General features: G+C 37.3%; 17 protein-coding genes and 1 pseudogene. 14 read left to right on the top strand and 4 right to left on the bottom strand.

Annotation, left to right across the window (positions count from 1 at the left end):
* Positions 1-137: 137 nt before the first annotated feature.
* From N1I80_RS15670 to N1I80_RS15635, 8 genes and pseudogenes are all read left to right on the top strand, one after another.
* Positions 138-2,192 carry a DNA primase family protein gene (locus tag N1I80_RS15670; protein WP_340738782.1) on the top strand — a complete coding sequence of 685 codons (2,055 nt, stop codon included), beginning with the start codon at positions 138-140 and terminating at the stop codon, positions 2,190-2,192.
* 29 nt (positions 2,193-2,221) lie between these two features.
* A complete protein-coding gene (locus N1I80_RS15665; RefSeq protein ID WP_340738781.1) occupies positions 2,222-2,785 on the top strand; it encodes a hypothetical protein in 564 nt (187 codons plus the stop codon).
* Complete coding sequence (locus N1I80_RS15660) at positions 2,769-3,254, top strand: hypothetical protein (protein ID WP_340738780.1); 486 nt, start codon at positions 2,769-2,771, stop codon at positions 3,252-3,254. The genes N1I80_RS15665 and N1I80_RS15660 overlap by 17 nt, the downstream gene beginning before the upstream one ends.
* 206 nt (positions 3,255-3,460) lie before the next feature.
* Positions 3,461-4,042, top strand: a complete 582-nt coding sequence (locus tag N1I80_RS15655) for a tyrosine-type recombinase/integrase (RefSeq protein WP_340738779.1) — start codon at positions 3,461-3,463, stop codon at positions 4,040-4,042.
* A 110-nt stretch (positions 4,043-4,152) separates the two neighbouring features.
* Positions 4,153-4,740: a hypothetical protein gene (locus tag N1I80_RS15650; RefSeq protein WP_340738778.1), complete on the top strand. Its 588-nt coding sequence runs from the start codon at positions 4,153-4,155 to the stop codon at positions 4,738-4,740.
* 48 nt (positions 4,741-4,788) lie between these two features.
* Positions 4,789-6,555, top strand: a complete 1,767-nt coding sequence (locus N1I80_RS15645) for a hypothetical protein (RefSeq protein ID WP_340738777.1) — start codon at positions 4,789-4,791, stop codon at positions 6,553-6,555.
* Between the two features lie 146 nt (positions 6,556-6,701).
* Positions 6,702-6,830: pseudogene (locus N1I80_RS15640) on the top strand (YneF family protein); the annotation flags it as partial.
* A 228-nt stretch (positions 6,831-7,058) separates the two neighbouring features.
* Positions 7,059-7,493 carry a GNAT family N-acetyltransferase gene (locus tag N1I80_RS15635; protein WP_340738776.1) on the top strand — a complete coding sequence of 145 codons (435 nt, stop codon included), beginning with the start codon at positions 7,059-7,061 and terminating at the stop codon, positions 7,491-7,493.
* Between the two features lie 35 nt (positions 7,494-7,528).
* On the opposite strand, the gene N1I80_RS15630 is transcribed toward N1I80_RS15635, so the two are convergent.
* Together N1I80_RS15630 and N1I80_RS15625 are read right to left on the bottom strand one after the other, a co-directional pair.
* Positions 7,529-8,455: an alpha/beta hydrolase gene (locus N1I80_RS15630; protein ID WP_340740064.1), complete on the bottom strand. Its 927-nt coding sequence runs from the start codon at positions 8,453-8,455 to the stop codon at positions 7,529-7,531.
* 324 nt (positions 8,456-8,779) lie between these two features.
* Positions 8,780-9,679, bottom strand: coding sequence for a hydroxymethylglutaryl-CoA lyase (locus tag N1I80_RS15625; protein ID WP_340738775.1), 900 nt, complete (start codon positions 9,677-9,679; stop codon positions 8,780-8,782).
* A 76-nt stretch (positions 9,680-9,755) separates the two neighbouring features.
* Here N1I80_RS15625 and N1I80_RS15620 point away from each other — a divergent pair, with 76 nt between their 5' ends.
* Positions 9,756-10,940 (top strand): acetyl-CoA C-acetyltransferase, encoded by a 1,185-nt coding sequence (locus N1I80_RS15620; RefSeq protein ID WP_340738774.1) that lies wholly within the window; start codon positions 9,756-9,758, stop codon positions 10,938-10,940.
* Between the two features lie 19 nt (positions 10,941-10,959).
* On the top strand, positions 10,960-11,214 hold the full coding sequence (locus tag N1I80_RS15615) for a YqkE family protein (protein ID WP_340738773.1): 255 nt from the start codon (positions 10,960-10,962) through the stop codon (positions 11,212-11,214).
* A gap of 386 nt (positions 11,215-11,600) precedes the next feature.
* Here N1I80_RS15615 and N1I80_RS15610 read toward each other — a convergent pair whose 3' ends face one another.
* Complete coding sequence (locus tag N1I80_RS15610) at positions 11,601-11,804, bottom strand: small, acid-soluble spore protein, alpha/beta type (protein WP_340738772.1); 204 nt, start codon at positions 11,802-11,804, stop codon at positions 11,601-11,603.
* 252 nt (positions 11,805-12,056) lie between these two features.
* Here N1I80_RS15610 and N1I80_RS15605 point away from each other — a divergent pair, with 252 nt between their 5' ends.
* Both N1I80_RS15605 and N1I80_RS15600 read left to right on the top strand, forming a co-directional pair.
* Positions 12,057-13,046, top strand: coding sequence for an ABC transporter substrate-binding protein (locus tag N1I80_RS15605; protein ID WP_340738771.1), 990 nt, complete (start codon positions 12,057-12,059; stop codon positions 13,044-13,046).
* 636 nt (positions 13,047-13,682) lie between these two features.
* Entirely contained in the window at positions 13,683-16,052 is a 2,370-nt protein-coding gene (locus tag N1I80_RS15600) for a bifunctional 2',3'-cyclic-nucleotide 2'-phosphodiesterase/3'-nucleotidase (RefSeq protein WP_340738770.1), read from the top strand.
* A 76-nt stretch (positions 16,053-16,128) separates the two neighbouring features.
* Here N1I80_RS15600 and N1I80_RS15595 read toward each other — a convergent pair whose 3' ends face one another.
* Complete coding sequence (locus N1I80_RS15595) at positions 16,129-17,088, bottom strand: alpha/beta hydrolase (RefSeq protein WP_340738769.1); 960 nt, start codon at positions 17,086-17,088, stop codon at positions 16,129-16,131.
* A 173-nt stretch (positions 17,089-17,261) separates the two neighbouring features.
* Between N1I80_RS15595 and N1I80_RS15590 the strand changes: the two genes are divergently transcribed.
* Complete coding sequence (locus N1I80_RS15590; RefSeq protein ID WP_340738768.1) at positions 17,262-18,200, top strand: hypothetical protein; 939 nt, start codon at positions 17,262-17,264, stop codon at positions 18,198-18,200.
* A gap of 187 nt (positions 18,201-18,387) precedes the next feature.
* On the top strand, positions 18,388-19,908 hold the full coding sequence (locus N1I80_RS15585) for a DEAD/DEAH box helicase (protein ID WP_445683660.1): 1,521 nt from the start codon (positions 18,388-18,390) through the stop codon (positions 19,906-19,908).
* Positions 19,909-19,919 lie beyond the last annotated feature (11 nt).

The raw sequence follows: 19,919 nt of genomic DNA, 5'->3' as shown, positions 1-19,919 counted from the left end.
ATTTTTAATTTTATGTAAAAAATAATCAAAGTGCGTAAAAATCGGTTGATGGATTAATTATTTGTGTAATATACTTAGTTTGTAATAACAAACGAATAATTAATTTGTGTGTTAAAAAATGAATGGAGGAATGTTTTTTGGATGTAATAGAAAAAATGAAAGTGATTGAAAAATTTATAGAAAGGTTGATGGATAAAGGTTTGGATAATTTAAGTAATGAAGAAATTAAGGAATTGCTGGAAATGGAAAAGGAATTGGAAGCACTACAAAATCAATTGAGAGGCAACGAAGTGAATAACGCTACCAGCGGAGTTGTAGACAGTAGTTATAGAAAGGAGTTTTTCGTTAATCTTGAATATGATGAAGATGAAATTATACAAGTTTTGGAAATGAATGAGGTTTGTATAAAAGTGGAAAAGGAAATAGAAGCTTTAAAAATTTTAAAGTCTTCTGGAAGCCTTGAGGAAGATGAAATATTAAATTATTATTTGTTGAGTTTGTTACATGTCATCGAGCGTGAAAGTGGCTATGCTCATTATTTTGTGAAGTATAAAAATAAAATAAGGAAGGAATTTGGAATAAAAGCGAAAGATTTTGATATGGTCTATCAATCGCTTAGTAAGCTATTGACAGATTACTATAAAAGCTTGAAAGGAAATGATATTGAAACAATCAATAATGAGAAAAATAGAATGAAAAAATATTTGATTGATAGTAAGTTGAATTACTGGCTTGTAGCGGAGGAGCTACTAAAGCAAGAGTATTTTATGCGAGAAGGTAATGAAAATTATATCTACGATAATGGTGTGTATGTTGGATATAATATGTCAATTACTAAGAAAATTAAAGACAAATTAGGTGTGCTGTATAGCGATATTAAGAATATTCGAGAGGTATTAAATCAACTAGATATTGAGTTAACACAATATGATAATACCGAGAAACATACAAATTATCAATATAAAAATCAGCTTGCTACCACGATTAATTTTGCGAATGGGTTATATGATTTAAAAACCAATCAGTTAAACCCCCATACACCAACCTTCTTATCAAAAAATCAAATCCCATACAATTTCACTGAAAAGTATGATGAGCAATCAATGGAAATTTTGATGAATATATTGAAGACGGTTGTTGAAGAAGAGTCGATTCCTGTTTTACTGGAGTATATCGGTATGTGCATGACGGTAGGTATTTTACATCAACAATTTATTATTTTATATGGCGATGGTGGTAATGGTAAAAGTACATTATTAAGCCTTATTACAAATTTATTAGGTGCTGCCAACGTTAGCAATGTAAGCTTAGAGCATTTATCAAAAGATAAGAATTTCACGCTAGGTTTACTGGATGGAAAGTTAGCTAATATTGGTGGCGAGTTAGCTAAAAATGGTGTGGTGGATATGACAAATCTGAAACTGCTGACGGGTGAAGATAAAGTTAGAATGGAAAAGAAATTTAAAGATAGTGAATTTAAAAGCAGCTACGCTAAGATGATTTTCTCTTGTAATTTCATCCCCCCGTTTAATGAAAATGGAGCGGCTATAAAAAGAAGATTGCGTATTGTGAATTGCCCTTATAAAGTATCTGAAAGAGCTGTTTATAATAGTGAAGAAATTGCGATGTATGTAGCAGATAAAGAAATTATTAATTGCTTAATTTATAAGAGTGTAGCGGCTTATAGCAATGTGATAAATAATACCAAGCAGTTGATGATTACACCTACGATGGAAAAGTTAATTGATGAATATCTCGATTCGTTAAAAATTGTAAAGAAATTTATTGAGGAAAATGTCACGCTGCTTGATTATGAAATGAGTAATGGCAAACACGAATTAAAGAAACCATTCACTTATAAAAATGCGCATAATGAAGTTGAAGTATTGAAAGTATTAGAAAGTGATTATATGACGATGGACGAGCTATTCGAGTTATACTACGAATGGTGTAAAAATAACAATTATAGAGCAAAAAATAAAGGGAATTTTGAAGCTGATTTGCTAATTGATATAGAAGGTTTTGAAGCAAGAATTGTTAAAAAGTCTATTAAGAAAAATGGCGTATCTAAGCGTGTGCGCCAGTGCTTTGGTGTACTAGATGGTGATGTAGAAGATTTTATAGAGAATAAAATTTCACACATTCCTAAAGTAAATGGTAATGTGGTGAATTTGAAGGATTTAATGGGGTAAACGTAAATTGAAAAATGAGGAGCGATTTTATGAAAGAAAATAAGAATAATTTGATTCAAGTAGATTTTGCAAATAAAGGTCGAGAACAGGATGAAGGCATCTTTATTGAGGAATTCAATGAATGGCTAGGAATGAGTAGCAATGAGATTGATTTAGAAAGCTTTTCATCTGACTATGAGGCATTTATAGAGCGTGATTTTAAGGTATCTTTAGGAGCATATTATCAAAATGTTGCAGAGGGAAAATTTGCATTAGAAAAAATTATTGAAAGAGAAGCAGGTGCAGTTTGGCATTATATTAATAATGCCAATGGCTTGCTAAAAGTCAGTGATTTTTACAGTATTGAGGAAAAAATCAATGATGCGTTTTCATCTGCTCAAATAGCACTTGATAAAGTTGTAGGGATAGAAGGTTTCATTGTCTTGGTATTTAAAGAATTTGAAATTGATGATGATGACAGCTTTTCTGATGAAGTAGAAGGAGGTTGGACGGCGGAAGAAATGAATGAATATTTTAATGCTGAAACTTTTAATGGATTGAGTGAAGTGCGGCAAAAATATTTAATAGGTCTTTTTGGTGAAAGAGATTCTTAAATGTAGGGATGAATGGAATAGAAATATTCCATTCTCCTTCTATTATATATGTATAAGTGCGTGGTATGAAAATATGGAATTTGAAAATAGAAAGGATGTTTTTATGAACATGGAGAAATTTGAGGAACTGGTAAAAACGAAAAGTAACTTTGAAAAAATAAGAAAGGAATTATGGAATTTTGTTGAAGATATTGATAACCTCGATTTTGACGATTTAGACACTGAATTAAATGAGGTTCTATCTGCTAACCTAGATAGTATGGATATAAACGGTTTTTCTGATTTAGAAATTATGAATTCATCATTTACATGTGTTGTTAAAATAACGGGTTGTCTTGACATTGAGGATAAGAGGGACGGGGAAAAATATCCCGATTCGGTTGAAATTTTATTTTATGTATCAGTTTCGGGTATCTTTGAAGCTGATAAGGTAATTATTGAAGAAGTTGAAAATATAGAGCAGCTTTAATTAAATAGCGTTTAAAATCACCAAAATCTTTGTAAGAAATTACAGGGATTTTTTTTATGTGATAAATTAATGATGAATGTATGCTTTTATGTAGAAGAATACATGAAGAATATTGTCAAATAGCCATTCCTTAATTGATGCTCTATCTAATGTATGGTATTATGTATATATGGATAAAAGGATACATGTTAAAGGGGATAATGAGCATGGCGAATATGAATGAAAAAATGGGTATGTTGATTGATGTTCAACCATTGAAAACTAAACAAGAAGTAAACGAATTGATAGAAGCATTAGGAATGTCACAAAATGGATTACGTGACCAGCTGCTATTTAAATTGGGAGTTTCAACTGGTTTACGATGCGGCGACTTAGTAGCTTTGAAAATCGAGCAAGTGAAAGGGAAGTCTAATTTTAAAATTCGTGAAGGGAAAACCAAAAAGGAACGAACGGTTTATTTAAATAACCTAATGGCTGATATTGCGGATTATATTGACACGCTGCCGAATGAAGAAATTTATTTATTCCCGAGTCGTAAAGGTGATAGCTATATCTCAACTACACAGGCATATCGCATTATTGCTAAAGCTGGGGATATGATAGGCAACAATTCAATTGGTACTCACACTATGCGGAAGACGTTCGGCTACACTTATTACCAAGCGACTAAGGATGTAGCTACTTTAATGGAGATTTTCAATCACTCGTCCCAAAAGACAACATTGAGGTATATTGGAATTACGGAAGAAGCGATTGAGAATAGTATTAAGGGGATTTCGTTTTTTTAGATAGTTCTACTGCTTTAAAAGTTGGTATACAGGAAGTGTCATTTGTTCTTTATATACCACTTTACAGGATTTGGGTTTTACTAATAACTATGGATAGAAGGTTTAAATGAATGACGGTTGAAGAAATCATATTGTTTGGAATAGGAGTTTTCTGTATTTACTTTTTGAAAAATGAAAAATATAAATCAAACAAGATATTAAAGAATATTGCGTTCACGATATTCCTTATTGATGGATATTTTTTACTAGTGTTTAGAGTTCTAGTGCCGCGTGAAAACATCTTGAAGAATCCTGATTTTATTAATTATTTTATGTCGTTTTTATCCATTTTGATGGCTCTAGCGATAACTATTATGATTTGGAAGTTTGGAAAGGAATTAATGGAAGAGAATCAATTAACCAATCTAATGTGGATGCTTAGTTACATAGTGTTAGTGTTTTCTTTTAGTTACTTCATTATATATCGTTACGATAACGTTGCATTTATGTATGTTAATGATGAAACTGAACGTGTAAAAGAATGGTACGAACTCGCTTTTGATTTTCTTTATTATTCTTTTAGTAGAGGTTTAACTTTTGGTGGAGGAACATTGGAGCCTATGTCTTTATTGGCGAAGTTATGTTCAATGGTTCAGACTGTGGTATTTTATTTTTTTATTGGAAAAGGGTTAGTTGATTATAAAAAAGATAGAAAATGATTGAGCGAATTTAAGTGAGAGCTACATAAAAAAAGGAGAATGCTACAAATGGATAATTTAATTATTGAGCATTTAGCTTGTCTGGAAATCAACAGAATAATTTTGCAAGAACCGTATAAATTGGTAAGTGAAGTCCAATTTAATGACAAGAGTCCTTGTTTTGATGGAGAAATTATTGTCTATAATTCGTCTGAATTAAAAAAGGCGAATATAGAGGATACTGTTAAGGTACAAATAAAAGGAACTACAAAAAATAAAAAAGTTAAAGGGAACAAAACATCTCATTCTATTGAGAAAGCAGATTTAGAAATTTATAAAAAAACAGGTAAGGGTGTTTTATATTTATTAGTAGTAATAGATAAAAAAACTACAAAGATGCAAGCTTTTTATAAAGCTTTAACGCCTTTAGAAATTGAGCGTCTATTGAGTATCATGGCTGACAGGGTACAAAGTTCATTATCAGTCGATTTCAAAAAAATTGAAGATAGTCAATTAGAACAAATATGTAGAGCACAAATTAGGAGAGTTAGAAAACAACCTAGTAGCTTTATAGAAGTGGGAAAAACTAAAAACTTCTCTACTTATAGTTTAGAATATGATATTTTACCGAGCGAGATTAAAACTTTTAATCCATTAGAAACACCTGTACATATTTATGGTATTGAAGATGGAAAAGAATTTCCCATAGAAGCGATTATACCAGATGCATTAAATATAAGTAAAAATGAAACTTTTGATTTGTTGGGAGAAAAAGTGAATATCGGATTTGATATAATTGATTCTCGAGAAGAATTGTATATTACCATTGAAGATACATTAGAATTTGTACTTTCTAAAAAAAATAAGAAAGGTAAATTAAATACAATAAGATTGAAAAGTCTTGATTCTTATATAAAATCATTAAAGGCTTTAAAATACATCGCTCTAAAAAATAAATTTCCTTTTAAAGCTTACCAAATAAGTAGTGCTTTTGATGATATAGAACATTTTTCGGATATTGATGAAGAAATAATTCAGTATGAAGAGTTAATGAGCCTCTGCAATAGAATAGGTATTAGCGGTGCATATGAGTTTGATGAAAGAGAAAACTTGGATTACTTATTTGGCAATATTTTCGATATTTTTGAAGAGAAGAATTATGCAAGATTTAAGACAGAGCAAGGTTTTGAAGACCATACGATTTTTAGGATAGAACTCTCCGACTACATTACTTTGATTTTATTTAAAAACAACGAAGATGATTTATATTATAATTTGTTTGATAGGGCGGTATTCAGAAAAATAGGTGCGTTTATTCCTAAAACAAAAGGAATATTTAATCCAAATACGGATGACCATTATAAAGTAAGTCTTTTTAGTACATTTCAATTAAAGGATTTAATCACATTAACTAATTTTGATTTTGAAGTTTATAATGAGTCATTTAGAAGTGACACTCACGATAAGTCATTAGTTGCAAATAACGACATAGCATTAGGCTTAATTGGGGTATTCGATACAACCAAAGATGAAAGATATTTAGATTTGGCTAGATATTTATTAGAAGAGTTGTTTTCTGTCACTAAAGATGAAGATGAAGAAATTTACAAATTGAATATTTTGCAAGTAAAAAGGAGATTATCAAAGCCATTCACTAAAGAGGAAGAGGAATTTTTATACACTATAACAGATGAGGATAATCAACTAATGAAATTTGTGTCTTATGTTATTTTAGGGTTAAAAACTCCTGCACAAAAAGTATTTAATAGTCTAGCCAGCGAGCAAAAGCAAGGTATTGTTTCATTTCCAATTTATACGTTGTACTCAAATCTATAAAATTGATACCAAGTAGGTTATCCATAATAAAAAAAGAACAAAACCAGTTTCTCTGAATACCTCTTGTACTGTCTTAGTGTTTTGTAAAAATAGTAGACAAAATTAGTGTTGAAAGGTATACTTCTCTCAATGGGAATAGTGGTTAACCAAGTAGTCATAAATCCCTTAGGTATCATGTTTTGATGCAAATGGGACAAAAACCATCACAGAAGAAAATTAATCAAATGATGACGCAAATGAACAAAGCTAGTGAGAAAAGCACGAAGAAGAAATAACTATCACTATTGATTTTGTAAGCATTTTGCTGAATTGAGATTATTACGTGGCGTAATTATTTTCTTTATAAACTAATGAACCACTTTTCCTGTAGAGCGTTAACAAGGAAAGTGGTTTTTGTTAATAGTAGATTTCTACTGTACATGCTAATTTGCACTAAAAGACCCTATGTATTTTCTCGAAATGTGTTAAGGTAAAATTCTGACTTTTGTAGAGGAGTGAAATGGATGCAAATTATCCAGCAATGGAATCAAGAAGATAGTGATTATATTAGAAAAAAAGTTATTGAACATAATCTTGCTAAACTTCCTGATGAAGTAAAGCATCCAATGAAAAATATTAGCTTTATGCTCAGAAATGAAAATGGGGAAATAGTAGGTGGTATAACAGGTATTATTTTTTGGCATCATTTACATATTGACTTCTTATGGGTTGATGAATCAGTAAGAGGTGAAGGTTATGGGGAAAAATTATTGGGCCATATGGAGAAAATAGCAAGAGAAAATAAGTGCAGACTTATTCAACTAGACACTTTCAGTTTCCAAGCCCCCGATTTTTATCAAAAGTATGGCTATCAAATCATCGGCATCATTGAAGAACATCCAACTAAAGATTTTCAACAGTATTATTTAGAAAAAAGATTAGTGTATGTGCAAAAATGACCCACTGCGTGTACATTATGCAGGGGGTCATCTCTTTATTGTGAAAAACCAAAGCGACCTAAAAATTCTCGTACTGTCATTTCGTATTGTGCAGGATTGTCATTGTACGATTTGGCGTGAGCGCCTTTCGGAAATAGCTTCAGCATTTTGCCGCCTATCTTGGCCTCGTACAATTCTTCCGTCATATACGGAAGGATAAAATCGTCTTCCATACTATGGATAAACAGCATAGGAATTGAAATGTTTTTCACGACTTCCCGAGGTGATACAAGGTTTGTCGAATAGCCATCCCGCATTTTGAGAAACACATTGCCGATTCTCAGCATCATAGATGTGCGCAACGGCGTTTCTGTTCGTAGCATATGGAGAATTTGCTCCGTGAAATCGGAAAAGGGGCAGTCTACTACAAGAAAATCCACCTTATCCTCATAGGTACCTGCATACAAAATCGTTGTAGCTGCACCCATCGATTCTCCGTGAATGCCGAGCAACGCCCTTTTACCAATCCGCTCACGTATCGCTTGGACAATTGCTTGCAAATCAATTTTTTCATAATAGCCAAAGCTCGTTGTCTTGCCTCCAGAATCTCCGTGTCGACGGTGATCGTACACAACAGAATTAAAACCGAGTCGTTCAAATAGGCGAGCATACTTCATCGAATTAATCTTGTTTTCCGTTACACCATGACAGATGATGACAGTTCTCGTCGTCTCAAGCGGCTTCAAAAAAACGGCCTTTAAACGATAACCATTCGGAGAATTAATCCATATATCATCCTTGCGTACCGTATCATACCAATGTTCATCAAACCGTTTGGAAAGAATTTCACGTTTCATAATCAACTCATAATTTTTAGGCTTCAAAAACATCATCTTGTTGGTTAAGAGAATACCCAAAATAGTTACCAACGCCGTGAAAATACCGGAAATAATACCGGTGATATAAAGAACACGCCGTTTCATCGTCAATTTAACCCCCTTATATCTTGAATCAGCAGAAGTTCAAATTCTTGCTGATTAAGGAGGAATGAAATTCAATTCCTCCCTGTTAAGCCTCCAAGGAAGGATGCAGTTCAATCCTTCCCTGATGTCACAAATTTTGAAAGAAGTTAAGGAAGGCAGTCTAAGTTCGCGACGTCTAGAAAGTGCCTTAATTTCTGCAAAGAACGCAGAAATACGGCAAATCGAACCCTTCGCTGTTCGATTCGCAACGACTGCATGACCTACATCCTGTAGGCCTCAAGCTCATTTCAAAATTTGGACGCGATTACGCCGAGGCGTAATTGATTATATTCCGTTTTCAAACAACCTGTACATGCCGGTATCAATGGGGCGTGATACATGTGGTGCAATGACTTGGACAGCCTCACAAACTTTTTTGACATCAATCCCTGTTTGGATCCCGAGTGTGTCGAGCATATGAACAACATCCTCTGTTGCAACATTGCCCGTAGCACCAGGCGCAAATGGACAGCCACCTAGACCGCCGGCAGAGGTATCGAACCGGTCAATGCCTGCTTGTAGCGCAGCAAAAATATTGGCCATCGCCATTTTTCGGGTATCGTGGAAATGTGCTGTCAATAGAATGTTAGGTAGCTCTTGCTTCAATGTGTGAAACAAGCTATAACTTTCTTGTGGATTGGCCATGCCAATTGTATCCGCTACGCTTAATTCATCGACCCCAAAAGCTGTGAACCGCTGGCATAGGGCGAGCGTGGCTATAGGATCTATCCTTCCCTCGTATGGACAATAAAATGCAGTGGAAATGCAGGCACGGACAAAAACACCTGCCGCCTTTAAATTAGCAATGACCGGTTCAAGCGCAGCCATGCTTTCATCCGTCGAGCGGTTAATATTTTTTTTGTTAAATGAATTACTGACTCCTACGAACACAGCTACACTTTGCACACCTGCTTCCAACGCTAGCTCGACACCCTTTGCATTGGGCGTCAAGACGAATTGCCGTCCGACCTGCGACGTGTTAGCAATGATTTCCTTAGCATCCGCCATTTGTGGTACCCACTTTGGTGATACGAATGATGTCAGCTCCATTTCCGTAATGCCTGCCCCCTGAAGTGCCTGTATGAAGGCAAGTTTATGCTGTGTGTCGACATAGTTCTTGTCATTTTGCAGCCCATCCCGTGGACCAACCTCGATAATCGTAACGTTGTTTGGTAAAATGAACATATCATCCCTCCTCTAGTATATTGTACTGAAGGGATGCATATACAGGCAACGTAATTAAGAGAATGGGGGAAAATTCATGTCTACAGAAGTCGTCATCGTTAGTGCGGTCCGTTCAGCAATCGGTTCATTTTTGGGCTCATTGAAAGATGTGTCAGCAACAGATCTGGGGGCAGCAGTTATTCAAGAGGCACTACAGCGCGCAGGGGTCGCGCCTGACAGTGTCGATGAAGTCATTATGGGGAATGTGTTACAAGCAGGGCTTGGTCAAAACCCAGCGCGGCAAGCCGCTATCAAAGCGGGGCTTCCTGAAACTGTTCCATCTCTCACCATTAATAAAGTATGTGGTTCAGGGTTAAAAGCCGTTCACTTAGCACGTCAAGCCATCATCGCAGGGGATGCGGACATTATTGTCGCAGGCGGTATGGAAAATATGAGCCAAGCACCTCATCTGTTGAAAAATGGGCGACAAGGCTTTAAAATGGGTGATCAGAAAATCATCGATAGCATGATCACAGATGGTCTGTGGTGTGCATTTAATGATTATCATATGGGCATTACAGCTGAAAATTTATGTGACCGTTACGCGATTACGCGTGAAGAACAAGATGTATTTTCTGCACAGTCACAGCAGAAAGCAGCGGCTGCAATTGAAGCGGGCGTATTTAAAGATGAAATTGTGCCAATTGCTATTCCGCAACGGAAAGGTGAGCCAATCATTTTCGATACGGATGAGTACGTTAAAGCAGGAACGACAGCAGATAAGTTAGGAAAACTACGTCCAGCCTTCAAAAAAGACGGCAGTGTCACGGCAGGAAATGCTTCTGGCATCAACGACGGGGCAGCAGCACTTGTCATCATGTCGAAAGCGAAGGCAGACGAGCTTGGCCTAACACCGCTTGCAATAATCGCAGCAAATGGCAATGCAGGTGTCGATCCAGCTGTCATGGGTATCGGTCCTGTACAAGCAGTTAAAAAGGCGCTTGGCAAAACTGGCATGCAACTGTCTGACATCGATTTGATTGAAGCGAACGAAGCATTTGCAGCACAATCGATTGCCGTCGATAAAGAACTAGGGTTTGATCAAGAAAAACTAAACGTCAATGGCGGTGCAATCGCACTGGGCCATCCAATCGGTGCTAGTGGCGCGCGGATTCTCGTTACACTCCTTCACGAAATGCAGCGTCGTGATGCAAAATCAGGACTCGCAACACTTTGCATTGGTGGGGGACAAGGCGTTGCAACGATTGTGACACGACCATGAATGAAAGTAGGTAACTGAAATGGCAAAAAAACGTAAACAAGTAACACCAGCACGTCCGAAAAAGGTGGAAAATGAAAGTTTAACGTTGTCAGATGCACTCGGCGATGATGTTCTCGCTAAATTGAAGGCAGCTAAACAACAATTATCAGCTGCTGAGCAGGTAAAAGAAGAACAGCGGCAAGAGCAGATTCTTCAGGAACGCAAAGAACGAGAGAAGAATAAGAGTTTCGGTGAATTGCTTGATGAGTATGGATATGGTGGCTCGAAGTTTTAAAGGAGAAAGCACTGACTGGTAATTGGGTCGGTGCTTTTTTATTGTGGGATGGTCAAACTATCATGGCAAATCGCCGGACTGTAAGTGTATCGTCAAACTGTCGGTGAAAAAGTGGAAACTGTCAGTGTACGGTCAAACTGTCAGCGGAAATCCTTGAACTGTCAGTGAATCGCCTGCGACTGTCAGTGAAAAAGTGTAAACTGTCAGTGTACGATCAAACTGTCAGCGGAAATTCTCGAACTGTCAGTGAATCGCCCGCGACTGTCAGTGAAAAAGTGTAAACTGTCAGTGTACGGTCAAACTGTCAGTGAAAATCTTCGAACTGTCAGTGAACCGCCCGCGACTGTCAGTGAAAAAGTGTAAACTGTCAGTGTACGGTCAAACTGTCAGTGTATCGTCAAACTGTCAGTGAAAATTCTCGGTTTGCCGTTGTAGCCTTGGGTCGAGAGAATCCCAAGTTCATCTGCAATTTCGTATTTCACGTTATCCGAATCGGCTCTATTAACTTTGTAGCCCTGTGCTTTTATCACATCTGCTTTTAATAGATCCAACGCTTTACGTGCTTCTGATATTATATTGTTTTTCGCCATCTTTTCCCCTTCTTAATCCTGTAGTTTCTCCCGAAGTTGAGCATTCATTTTACCATTCATTTGAGGAAAATTTTATTAATAAAATTAAATGCTTCCTAGTCCTTATTCGGATAAATCAAGGCCTATATTTCAATGTAAGCGCTTAATGAAGCGAAATATTCTAAATTGTATTGACTATTAATTAGAGACCGTGTAATCTTATAAAAAATTAAGGATTTTGTATAACTTTTATACAAAACTGAGAGGACGAGAATGATGAATAAATTGAAGAAGATTGCAGTTATATTGTTTAGTGCTGTTCTATTGCTTACTGCCTGTAGTAGTGGGGATAACAATGAAGCGTCTAGTTATGTAGGTAATGACAAGAAATATACAGTAGGGGTCACGCAAATTGTGGAACATCCATCATTGAATGCTGCTTTTGAAGGTTTTAAACAGGCATTAGCAGATGCTGGGCTTGATGTAGATTACCAAGTGCAGAACGCACAAAATGATAACAGTGCGAATATAACAATTGCGAGTAATCTTGTGAATTCCGGGGTCGATTTAATTTTTGCGAATTCGACATCAAGTGCACAGGCTGTTGCCAGTGAGACACAAGAAATTCCAATCGTGTTCACATCTGTGACGGACGCTGTCGGTGCACAGTTGGTTGATTCACTGGAAAAACCAGGTGGGAATGTAACAGGCACAATTGATTTACATCCCGACGTTATTCCACTAACGATGAAGTTTCTGAAAGAGCAATTAGAGGCGAAAAATATCGGTGTGGTTTTTAACGCAGGAGAACAAAATGCGCGTGTTCAGATTGACAAGGTGAAAGAGCTCGCGAAAGAAATGGATTTGAACATTATTGAAGCGGCCGTTGCCACTTCAGCGGATGTTAAACAAGCTGTCGACTCGTTGATTGGAAAAGTGGATTCTTTGTACATCATTAAAGATAATACCGTTGTTTCTGCGCTCGAATCAGTCACATCCGCTGCGTTTGATAATAAATTGCCGATGATGGTCGGTGAACTAGACTCCGTAAAACGAGGCGGTTTAGCAGCGTACGGCTTTAGTTATCACGACCTTGGCTATGAAACAGGTCAAATGGCTGTCAAAATCTTAACTGGAGAAAGCAAGCCAGCTGAATTACCTGTTCAAGTAACGAAAAACTTGAAGTTTGTTGTGAATGAAGAAACAGCATCTGCAATTGGACTTGACATTAAAGAGGAATGGCAAGCTGAAATTAGTGAATAATCACGAAAAAAGCATGGCCCCCGGGGACCATGCTTTTTCCATCCCTCTGCAAAAGGGATTCGCACTCGGAAAATTTGATAGTTTTTTCAATTACACAAACTGTTCTTTCTGACGATCATTTACCTCAGACTCGTCTGTGCAGTTTGATATGGCCGATTCAATTTGGAATGTCACATGTTATTCAATGTGGCTTTCTTTTTGTAATCAGGCATCAAGTTGCACTTCCACAAAAAACTTTCCTTCTACTGCTTAGTTCACACTTCAGTGAATGGAACTTGGGTCTTTCAGTTCCTGACGAGTGTATCTAATCCTCAGCAAAGCAAATTTTCCGCCAAGGCTGTGCAGTTCATCGTAGGAAAATATTGTAGGTAGCTCGTCTACAATACTATTCTTCCTAGTTGTTTCGCCTTGTATTCTTTATATACCCAGATTGGATGAGAGTAAACCACTTTAGATAAAAAGTTTTTATGTTTTTTTTGGAAATGATTGTAGAACAATTATTCTTTAGTTCAACATATATAAGTTGATAAGTGCTTCTAGTAAATAAAAAGTTGCGAATCCATGTTATGCTTATAAGGAAGCGCCGTCATTCATGTGGAAACACGTGGAAATACCAAAAGTAGAGGAGATGGAACGATGTCTTTGTTAAGGAAAGCTGGAATGTTGATTGTTATCATTGCCCTTTCATTCAGTAGTTTGTCGTTTGCAACACAAGCAAGCGCGGCTAATAAGGCGCAAGATGTGACACGCGGTGAATTCGTCATCGCGGTCGTTGAAGCACTTAAATTGGAGATTGGTGAAAGTGCTACAACTCAATTTAAGGATGTTAATGAAAAATTAGCGCCCTATGTGGAAGCTGCTTTCAAAGCGGGTCTTGTAAAAGAAACAACAGATGGAACTTTCAAACCTGATCAGAAACTGACACGTGAACATGCATTTATCATCGCATCCCGTGCTATCAAAACTGATGAATCGTACTCAACCGACTTACTTAATCAATTTAATGACCACAAAACTATCAGTACGGATGCATTGGAAGAGCTTGCAAAAAGTGTTGGGCTTGGTTTATTACAAGGATTTGAAGACGGTACAGTTCAACCACAACAACTTGTGACGAAAGCTCAAGCTACGAAAATTATCGACCGGATGTTAAACGTATATAGCCCAGAAGTTCCAAAAGATACAGTTTCACTGCGTATTTTGGGAACAACCGATTTGCATACGAACTTTGTAAACTATGATTATTATCAAGACAAAGTATCGAATGAAATCGGACTTGCAAAAACGGCTGTTCTTATTGAACAAGCTCGTGCGGAAAATCCGAATAACCTTCTTTTCGATAATGGCGATTTGATTCAAGGTACGCCTCTAGCTGGTTATAAAGCAAATGTGGCTAAGCTGAAGGAAGGCGAGGTTCACCCAGCTATTGCAGCACTTGCATCACTCGATTATGATGGCGGAACGCTAGGGAATCACGAATTTAACTATGGTTTGGATTATTTAGATCAAGTGTTGACTGACTCACCATTCCCTATGTTAAACGCAAACGTATACGATGCTGTAACGAAGAATAACCGTTATACACCGTATGTCATTATTGAAAAAGAAGTTGTCGATGGATATGGCAATAAACATATGATGAACGTAGGTGTTATCGGTGTTGTAACACCGGGAATTATGCAATGGGACCGTGTGCTTCTTGAAGGAAAAGTAACTGCTGAAGATGCAGCAGACTCTGTTAAGAAATTCATCCCAGAAATGAAGAAGCAAGGCGCTGATGTAATCGTTGTATTAGCTCATACAGGGATTGGTGATGAAATACATGAAACAGACGAAGAGAACGTAGCCTATCAAATTACTGAGCTTGATGGCGTCGATGCAGTTATTACCGGGCATAACCATGCATTATTCCCAGGAGATTTCAAGGATCTTGCAAACGTTAATCAAGAGCAAGGGACAATAAATGGTACGCCTATCGTAATGCCAGGTAAATTTGGCGATCATTTAGGCGTTATCGACCTTGAATTGAAAAAAGCTGGGGAACAATGGGTAGTTGTAAGTGGAAAAGGTGAAGTTCGCCAAATCGACAAAAAATCTGACGTAGTTGTTCAGAAAGTAATTGATTCGGTGAAAGAAGTGCACGAAGCAACTAGTGAGTACGTCCGTAGCCCAGTTGGAAAAACGACAGCACCAATCAATAGCTACTTTGCGTTGGTGCATGATGATTCTTCCATACAGATTTTGAATAATGCACAAACATGGTACGTTGAGCAACAAATCAAAAATACAGAGTATGATAAGCTTCCAGTTCTTTCAGCGGGAGCACCATTTAAAGCTGGCGGTCGTATGGGTGCAAGCTATTACACAGACATAGCTGCAGGTGAAATTGCGATTAAAAACGTTGCAGATTTGTATGTTTACGACAATACAATTTTCGCGCTTATTATGACAGGAGCAGATGTAAAAGAGTGGCTTGAAATGTCTGCGGGTCAATTTAAACAAATTGACTCAACTTCAAAGGATGAACAAGATTTAATCAACACTGAATTTCCGACATATAACTTTGATGTCATTGATGGCATAACTTACGAGTTCGATGTGACGCAACCTGCAAAGTATGATGGGTCAGGTAACACGCTTAATGAACAATCAAATCGAGTTGTTAATTTGCAATACGACGGGCAACCGATTGATCTGAAACAACAATTTATCGTTGTGACGAATAATTATCGTGCAAGTGGAAACTTCCCAGGTGTACGAAATGCAACGGAAGCCATCGATTATGCATATGAAAATCGTCAAGTCGTTACGGATTACATGATTAATGAAGGTACAATCGATCCATCTGCAGATGGTAATTGGACGTTTGCATCGTTCGGTGAAAATGCTAATGTAACATTTGAAACATCAGAAAATGCAAAAGGTTTTATCCAACAAGGAAGCGGGATTGAATACCTAGCTCCCGCTGAAGAAGGTTTCGGGAAATATTCATTGAAACAGAAATGATCAAGTGAATGAACATAAAGAAAAAGGAATCAGCTTCCGAATTCGATTCGAAAGCTGATACCTTTTTTACCTAACATTACTCAACATACCTATCAAGAAACCCATCCAACCTCACTTTATACTCATCCTGCGCCAACGCAAAAGACTCTCCATGATTTGCACCCGGAACCAAAAGAAGCTCCGCAGCACTCGCCGTATGCTGATATAATTCCCTTGTCAACTTTGTCGGAACAAATGTATCACTTTCCCCATGAATATAAAAAACCGGGATATTCGCCTGCTCTACAGCTTTCAGTGCACTTGCTTCTCTGAATGAATAACCAGCTCTGATTTTCGTTAACAAACTAGTACTATCTAACAACGGAAATGCCGGTAGATAAAACATTCGATTCATTTGATAGGCGAATAATTGATAGACGGACATATATGGACTGTCCGCTATAATAGCTTTGACTTGGCGGGGGAGTTCATCCTCTCCACTCGACATCAAAACCGTCGCTGCCCCCATCGATAAACCATGGTAAGCGATTGTACTATCGGGTCCAAGCTTCTTCACTAAAGCCTGAGTCCAATCAATTAAATCAAGCCGATCGGGCCATCCGAACCCGTAATAATTGCCCTCACTCTTTCCATGACCCCGAGCATCAGGCATGAAAATGTTGTAGCCCAAATCTTCATAATAATACTGTCCAAAGAGTCCCATTTGCTTAGCATGACCTAAATAGCCGTGTGTTAACACGACTAATTTATCTGTTGGCACCGCTGCTGGTAAATAGTAACCTGACAATTTTAATCCATCGCGAGATGTTAACGTAAGTTGTTCAAATTGCTGAGCATTCACCCAATCTATCCAATCTCCATTCAGAAAGAGTTCCATCGTTTGATCGGACACTTCTAAATCTGCATTATTTTGCAAGAAGTCTTTCGGTCCTCGCTTGATGGCTAACTCATAGAAAAAGAAGCTGCCGATAATTTGAACGACCAAGAAGATAGTGGCAAAAAGAACAAGTAGCTTCTTCCAATGCTTTCGAATCATACTCATTCTCCTTCGCATTTCTGACGTGTAGCATGCAGGATGCCTACGAATAGTATAGTAGAAAAACAGGAAAAAATGAATGAAATCATGCCTGTTACTTGAAATTACCAAAGATTTATCGAACTTTTAACTTCATACGCTTGGAATAATAGAAAAGGAAGGGGAGCAACAACGTGAGATTTAGAAGACGTGCCCGATTTCGTGGGCAGGATGATGAAAAAACTGCGGTGTATGTCATGGGGGCGGAAAGGCTCAAGAAACAAGGGCTAAAGCGGGAATACCCCAAAGAAAAAGAAACCAATCCACAAATAGATGTAGAACAATTCTTCCGCCCTTCACGTCGCTCCATATTGAATCGTCGCGTACTCGGCTATCAATTTTTTGAGCCATATAACGAAAAAAGGTATGAAGACATCAATCTACCACCATCTTTACTTGATACGCCTGAAAAAATGCTCCTTAATTATTTTAGCATTTTGCGAGAAGCTGAAAATCTGACAACCGAGCTCATTGGAGGATGTGGAACAGTAGGCGAGGCGATGGATCCATTTCCAATTGCGTATAACTTTTTCACCAAATCCTATCAACAAAAAATGCCCTATGCATCTTATCTCACCTCTTTCGAAGGTGTGGGCCATACCAACCTCATTAAATTATACAAACTACCGAATCCGGCTAACGTTCAACCGATTCAATATTTTGTCGAAATTGAAACGATTAATGGGACAGCGGCAGGCGTCTCTGGCTTCCAATATCATTATGGAATCATCACTGTCATACAAGATGGGGGACTCTCCAAAATCGATGAGATTACGTTAACGGGAGAGGATTTCCTGTGCGCTGCTTATCACGGTTGGCGGCAGCAAGGAGAAACAGTTGTCGATATCGAGTATGGGGAATGGTGTAAATTAATCAAAAAAAGATTGCCGACAAAAAGAGATGGTTATGTAAAAACCATTGATATCATTGGTACGGATGGCAATGATTATCGGTTTATTTTCATACAACTAACGAATGATACCGATGTTTTAGTGTCACAATTAATGAAGAGTAAGCAAGGTAAATGGGGAATGGCACATATAGATCCAACCAAATGTATAGAAAAACAATAAGTATGAAAATCTACTTTAAGGGATTTTTGTGAGTTTTTGAAATATGCAAAAAGTCTTTTTTGATACTTATGAATAGCTAATTTACTGGTATCCTTTATCGAATAAAAACTTGAATTCATTTATAAACATAAGAAAGTCATTTTAGGACAACCTAATTGAACAGCAAAAGTTGTATGAGGTGATAGGGATGTTAATTGAAAGGTCGTCTACATGGAAAGAAGGCTTTATCGAACGTTTAGAAAATCGAGCAGCATGGGATAATTGGACATTATATAAAATGAGTTATGAGGTCGCAAAATCAACTTTGATAACCGACTTTACAGGGCTTCAATCGCCAAAGTATTTGCCGAATCTTACGCCTCTTCACCATCAATTGGAGGTGGCGGAAACGGTCATTGAAAGAATGAATGGCAAAGCGATTTTGGCAGACGAAGTGGGACTTGGGAAAACGATTGAAGCGGGTTTGATTTTGAAGGAGTATCTGATCAGAGGTCTTGTGAAAAAAGCGCTCATTTTGGCCCCAGCATCTCTTGTTAATCAATGGGTCGATGAATTGAATCAAAAGTTTCACATACCGGCTTTTCCGTATAAGAAAAATTACGATTTAAATTACTATACGATTGTTGTCATGAGTATCGATATGGCTAAAAGGAGTCCACATAAAGAGAATATCTATGCGCAAGAATATGATTTAATTATTATTGATGAGGCCCATAAATTAAAGAACCATAAGACAAAAAGTTATGAGTTTGTACAAAATTTAAGGAAAAAGTTTTGTTTGTTGTTAACGGCCACACCGATTCAAAATGATGTGTTTGAACTATTTCATCTTATTTCGTTATTAAAACCGGGGCATCTTGGGAATTATGAGACGTTTCAGGCGGCGTTTTCTGCACGTAAGCATGCTGTGGAGCATGATGAGTTTTTAAAGGAATTGGTGCATCAAGTGATGGTCCGAAATCGGAGAGAGGATACTGGAATTGATTGGACCAACCGCCGTGTGCAAATCATTCCTATTGATTTTACGGTGGCGGAACAAAAAGTGTACGATATGATTTCACAATTGAATCATTTTTCGGATGCATTTTCTAAGATGACGTTACAAAGGGAAATGTGTAGTAGTAAGGAAGCTGTCCTGGTGACATTGACCAAAATGCTTCAAGAATGTAGTCAACCAGAGGCTATTTCCTGTATGGAAGAAATTACCTGGAAATTGAATGCGCTTGCTATTCATTCAAAAGCTGAAAAAGCTTATGAAATTATTACACAGGCCAATGATAAAGTAATTATTTTTACCGAATATCGGGCGAGTCAAAACTATTTGCAGGAGTATTTATATTCAAAAGGCATCTCAAGTGTCTTATTTAACGGGAAATTCAGCAAGAGTAAACGTGAGTGGATGAAGCAGCTGTTTAAAGAACAAGCGCAGGTGCTCATTGCGACGGAGTCTGGTAGCGAGGGGATTAACCTGCAATTTTGCCACCATGTCATTAACTATGATTTACCTTGGAATCCGATGAAGTTAGAGCAGCGCATTGGCCGTGTTCATCGATTAGGGCAAGAGCATGATGTTCATATTTATAATTTAGCGATTCAACATACAATTGAGGATCATATATTGGATTTACTTCATGTGAAAATTGGTGTCTTTGAACAAGTAGTAGGTGAGTTAGACGATATATTATCCACTTATAAGCAGACTATATGAAGGGGGTTTCA

Origin of the sequence: Sporosarcina sp. FSL K6-3457 (assembly GCF_038007285.1) — a bacterium.
In the GTDB taxonomy this organism is placed as follows: Bacteria; Bacillota; Bacilli; order Bacillales_A; family Planococcaceae; genus Sporosarcina.
Note: the sequence above shows the minus strand (reverse complement) of the source record. Positions and strands in the feature narration are given on the sequence as shown.

Excerpts from the sequence above, each read along its gene's own strand:
- N1I80_RS15635 (WP_340738776.1), top strand. The coding sequence starts at position 7,059 with ATGCAAATTATCCAGCAATGGAATCAAGAAGATAGTGATTATATTAGA.
- N1I80_RS15645 (WP_340738777.1), top strand. The coding sequence starts at position 4,789 with ATGGATAATTTAATTATTGAGCATTTAGCTTGTCTGGAAATCAACAGA.
- N1I80_RS15585 (WP_445683660.1), top strand. The coding sequence starts at position 18,388 with ATGTTAATTGAAAGGTCGTCTACATGGAAAGAAGGCTTTATCGAACGT.
- N1I80_RS15655 (WP_340738779.1), top strand. The coding sequence starts at position 3,461 with ATGGCGAATATGAATGAAAAAATGGGTATGTTGATTGATGTTCAACCA.
- N1I80_RS15600 (WP_340738770.1), top strand. The coding sequence starts at position 13,683 with ATGTCTTTGTTAAGGAAAGCTGGAATGTTGATTGTTATCATTGCCCTT.
- N1I80_RS15650 (WP_340738778.1), top strand. The coding sequence starts at position 4,153 with ATGACGGTTGAAGAAATCATATTGTTTGGAATAGGAGTTTTCTGTATT.
- N1I80_RS15630 (WP_340740064.1), bottom strand. The coding sequence starts at position 8,455 with ATGAAACGGCGTGTTCTTTATATCACCGGTATTATTTCCGGTATTTTC.
- N1I80_RS15625 (WP_340738775.1), bottom strand. The coding sequence starts at position 9,679 with ATGTTCATTTTACCAAACAACGTTACGATTATCGAGGTTGGTCCACGG.
- N1I80_RS15665 (WP_340738781.1), top strand. The coding sequence starts at position 2,222 with ATGAAAGAAAATAAGAATAATTTGATTCAAGTAGATTTTGCAAATAAA.
- N1I80_RS15605 (WP_340738771.1), top strand. The coding sequence starts at position 12,057 with ATGATGAATAAATTGAAGAAGATTGCAGTTATATTGTTTAGTGCTGTT.
- N1I80_RS15595 (WP_340738769.1), bottom strand. The coding sequence starts at position 17,088 with ATGATTCGAAAGCATTGGAAGAAGCTACTTGTTCTTTTTGCCACTATC.
- N1I80_RS15615 (WP_340738773.1), top strand. The coding sequence starts at position 10,960 with ATGGCAAAAAAACGTAAACAAGTAACACCAGCACGTCCGAAAAAGGTG.
- N1I80_RS15610 (WP_340738772.1), bottom strand. The coding sequence starts at position 11,804 with ATGGCGAAAAACAATATAATATCAGAAGCACGTAAAGCGTTGGATCTA.
- N1I80_RS15620 (WP_340738774.1), top strand. The coding sequence starts at position 9,756 with ATGTCTACAGAAGTCGTCATCGTTAGTGCGGTCCGTTCAGCAATCGGT.